The sequence below is a fragment of the Streptomyces sp. MnatMP-M17 genome, assembly GCF_900091995.1.
In the GTDB taxonomy this organism is placed as follows: domain Bacteria; phylum Actinomycetota; class Actinomycetes; order Streptomycetales; family Streptomycetaceae; genus Streptomyces.
Window position 1 is genome coordinate 1 of sequence record NZ_FMDK01000958.1, and the last position, 3,672, is coordinate 3,672.

At 71.4% G+C, this 3,672-nt stretch carries 4 protein-coding genes and 1 riboswitch; of the genes, 1 reads left to right on the forward strand and 3 read right to left on the reverse strand.

All coding sequences use genetic code 11. The annotated features are described in order from the left end of the window. The 3 genes from GA0115259_RS34105 to GA0115259_RS34115 form a co-directional block, all read right to left on the reverse strand. A partial coding sequence (locus GA0115259_RS34105) for a CobD/CbiB family cobalamin biosynthesis protein (RefSeq protein ID WP_093604089.1) occupies positions 1 to 885 on the reverse strand: 885 nt, incomplete at its 3' end. A gap of 32 nt (positions 886 to 917) precedes the next feature. Beyond that, positions 918 to 1,059, reverse strand: a riboswitch (cobalamin riboswitch). Positions 1,060 to 1,104: 45 nt separating this feature from the next. Next, on the reverse strand, positions 1,105 to 1,335 hold the full coding sequence (locus GA0115259_RS34110) for a hypothetical protein (RefSeq protein ID WP_093604083.1): 231 nt from the start codon (positions 1,333 to 1,335) through the stop codon (positions 1,105 to 1,107). Positions 1,336 to 1,370: 35 nt separating this feature from the next. After that, the gene (locus GA0115259_RS34115) at positions 1,371 to 2,609 is read right to left on the reverse strand and encodes an inorganic phosphate transporter (RefSeq protein ID WP_093604085.1); all 1,239 of its coding nucleotides are present in this window, start codon (positions 2,607 to 2,609) and stop codon (positions 1,371 to 1,373) included. Positions 2,610 to 2,783: 174 nt separating this feature from the next. Here GA0115259_RS34115 and GA0115259_RS34120 point away from each other — a divergent pair, with 174 nt between their 5' ends. Beyond that, on the forward strand, positions 2,784 to 3,446 hold the full coding sequence (locus tag GA0115259_RS34120) for a class II aldolase/adducin family protein (protein WP_176732752.1): 663 nt from the start codon (positions 2,784 to 2,786) through the stop codon (positions 3,444 to 3,446). The last annotated feature ends 226 nt before the right edge of the window (positions 3,447 to 3,672 follow it).

The following is a 3,672-nucleotide window of genomic DNA, read 5'->3' on the forward strand; positions in this document are numbered from 1 at the left end:
CCCCCCGCCGAGCCGTACGCCCAGCGCGCCCGCGAACGACGCCTCCACCGGGCCCGCGTTGGGACTCGGATGCTTCCGCGCGTCCTGCCGTACCGCCCGCAGGGCCGCGCGCGGATCGTCGCCCGCCACCATGGCCAGCGCGGCGGTCAGCCGGGCTCCGGGCCAGCCGGCCAGATCGTCCAGCCGGGCCGACGCCCAGCCGAATCTGCGGTAACGGGCGGACTTGTGACCCACCATCGCGTCCAGCGTGTTCACGGCCCGGAATCCCACGAGCCCGGGCACGCCCGCGATCGCTCCCCACAGCAGCGCGCCGACGACGGCGTCCGAGGTGTTCTCGGCGACGGACTCCACGACGGCGCGGGCGAGCTGCTGTCCGTCCAGCGCCCGCGGATCACGTCCGCACAGCCGTGGCAGCCGCTCCCTGGCCAGCTCGATGTCGCCGGCGGTGAGCGCGGCGCCGATGGCGCGCGCCTCCCGGCCGAGCGAGGTGCCGCCGACGACGGACCAGGTGGCCAGGGCGGTCAGAGCGACGGAGGCGGTACGGCTCTCCCGTACGGCACGGCCTTCCCGTACGGCTCGTACGCCCCGCGCGACCCGTACGGTCCGCGTGACCCGTACCGCCTGTGTACTGCGGGCGGCGACGACCGCGAGGCCGACAGCGCCTCCGGCGCAGACCAGCGTGTGCAGCGCGCCCCAGCCGCGGTGGTCGTGCCACAGCGCCCGCTCGACGGCGCCCGCCGCCCGGCCGAACGCGGCCACCGGATGCCCTCGTCGCGGATCGGCGAACACCCGGTCGCCCAGCAGTCCCAGGGCCGCGCCGTACGCGAAGATCCGTCCGGCGGCCGAACCGCCGCCGCGCACGACGGCCGAACCGCTGCCAGGCATGGCGAAATGTCCTCACTCAGGGTCCGCGCCCCGGCTCGACGTGGTGCGGCGGCGAGAGTTCCTGGCTCCTGGGAGACGACTCCCAGTGACAGTGGCGGGACCGCGCCGGATTCGCACCGGCTTCCTCTTCTGCCGCCGTAATGGCCCCGGCAGTCCACCACGCCCGCGAACACCCGTCAACTCATCGCTGACCTGCGACGGGACAGGGTGAGGTGTGCGTCACGCGACGATCAGCCAGATCCCGTACGCCACGGCCGCCGCGCACAGGGCGAAGCAGGCGTACGCGCCCGTGCGCGCCAGAGCGGCCGGGCCCTTACCGCCGCCCTGCCCGGTGGCGGACTCCTGCCTGGCGAGACCGACGACGCCCAGGGTGAACAGGCCCACCAGGGCGACGGTCGCCACGAGGCTGACTCCGAAGACGGAACCGAGCGCTGCCCAGTCGATGTTCATACGTTCGCTCGCTCTTCCTTGAGGCTGTGGGCGATTCAGACCGTGGCGGTTCGGGCCGGCTCACCGGAGCTGCCCGGCGGGGACGGAATGGTGGTCGACAGATCCTGTGCCGTACCGGCCGTGATGCCGCCGGCCAGAACACCGGCGGGCTCTCCACCCGGGAATCCGGCCTCGTCGCCGTCGGTGACATTGGTGTGGTCGACCGGGCGGCGGCGCGAGGCGAGCCAGATCGCGCCGGAGCACGCGAGGAGCAGCGCGGCGACCACCGCGACGCCCCAACTGCCCTGGCCGGTCAGGAACTCCGCGCAGGCCGCGACCAGACCCGCGGCGGGCAGCGTCAGTCCCCAGGCGATGAACATCCGCGTGGCGGTCGACCAGCGGACCACACCGCCCTTACGGCCGAGTCCCGCGCCCATCACGGCGCCGGAGCAGGACTGGGTGGTGGAGAGCGAGAAACCGAGGTGCGAGGAGGCCAGGATGACGGTCGCGGCGCTGGTCTGGGCGGCGAAGCCCTGCTGCGGCCTCAGCTCGGTGAGCCCGGTGCCCATGGTGCGGATGATGCGCCAGCCGCCGAGATAGGTGCCGAGCGCGATCGCCGTGCCCGCCGAGACGATGACCCACAGCGGCGGATTGGAGCCGGGCGCGAGGACACCGCCGGTGACCAGCGCGAGCGTGATGACGCCCATGGTCTTCTGCGCGTCGTTGGTGCCGTGCGCGAGGGAGACCAGACCGGCGGAGGCGATCTGTCCCGCGCGGTAGCCCTTGGCGGTGGCCTTGTCGTCCGTGCGGCGGCCGATACGGTACGTCAGCTTGGTGGCCAGCAGCGCCGCGAGACCGGCGACGACCGGCGCGGCGAGCGCCGGGATCAGCACCTTGGTGATGACAACACCGCCGTTGACTCCGGAGGTGCCGACGGACATCAGTGTGGCGCCGATCAGTCCGCCGAAGAGGGCGTGGGAGGAGCTCGACGGCAGACCGACCAGCCAGGTGAGCAGATTCCAGAGGATGGCGCCGACGAGCGCCGCGAAGATCACTTCGGTCCGGATGCCGCTCTCGTTGATCAGCCCGCCGGAGATCGTTCTGGCGACCTCCACGGAGAGGAACGCGCCGACCAGATTCAGCACGGCGGACATGGCCACCGCGGTCTTGGGCTTGAGGGCGCCGGTCGAGATGGTCGTCGCCATCGCGTTGGCGGTGTCATGGAAACCGTTTGTGAAATCGAACACGAGCGCCGTCACGATCACGATCGCGAGCAGCAGTGTGAGGTGTTCCATTTACCCAGGCAATCGTTCGACGTAGGGGGCCTCGGTGAACGTAGGGAGTCATGGTGAACGGGAGATGAACTGGACAGGTATTCGTGGTGTCTCGAACTGACGCCGCATGATTCTGTTCGGATGATCGGGAGAACAGGCGTACGGGCCGCCGGGCGCTCCTGGCAGGATCACGGTATGACCGATCAGGAGAATCAGGACGCGATCGACCGGGCCTGGCGGGACCTGGTGAACACCGCCCGCAGAACGGCTTCCGAGGGACTGGTCGTCGGCACCTCGGGCAATGTCTCGGTACGGGCCGGCGGACTCGTTCTGGTCACGCCGAGTGGAATTCCCTATGAACAGCTCGGTCCCGAGGACGCCGTCGGCGTCGACCTGGACGGTCGGCAGGTCCTCGGCGAGTTCACTCCCACGAGTGAGCTGCCACTGCATCTCGCGGTGTACCGGCACACCTCGGCGTCGGCCGTGGTCCACACGCACGCCGTGCACGCCACCGCCGTCTCCACGCTCGTACCGGAACTGCCGCTGATCCACTACATGTCGGCGGCGTTCGGCGGACCCGTCCGGGTCGCTCCGTACGCGCTGTACGGGACGGACGAACTGGCGGCGGGCATGCTCGACGCCCTGGGCGACCGCACGGGCTGTCTGCTCCAGAACCATGGCACGGTGACCTACGGCGCCACACTCGCCCAGGCCTATGACCGCACGGCCCAGTTGGAGTGGATGTGCCGTCTCTGGCTCACCGCCAGCGCGGTGCCGGGCCGTACGCCCTCGCTGCTCTCCGAGGCGCAGCTCCAGGAGGCCGGAGAGAAACTGAAGGGCTACGGGCAGCGGCCCTGACGGAACCGGTCGCGGCCCGAGCCGGTCGCGGTCCGAGTCAGTCGCGGTCCGAGCTGGTCGCGGTCCGAGTCAGTCGCGGTCCGAGCTGGTCGTGCTCTCCGCGTACCCCGACGGACCGCGCCCGGTGGCCGGGCCGGGCGGCGGTGACGACACTGGGACCGTGCGTCCCGCCACAGCGACGGCAGCGGCCGTCTCCACCGTGATCGGCGTCGGCGCGGCCGCGGTC

Bases quoted from the DNA above. Each gene is read 5' to 3' on its own strand.
- GA0115259_RS34110 (WP_093604083.1), bottom strand. From the start codon at position 1,335: ATGAACATCGACTGGGCAGCGCTCGGTTCCGTCTTCGGAGTCAGCCTC.
- GA0115259_RS34115 (WP_093604085.1), bottom strand. From the start codon at position 2,609: ATGGAACACCTCACACTGCTGCTCGCGATCGTGATCGTGACGGCGCTC.
- GA0115259_RS34120 (WP_176732752.1), top strand. From the start codon at position 2,784: ATGACCGATCAGGAGAATCAGGACGCGATCGACCGGGCCTGGCGGGAC.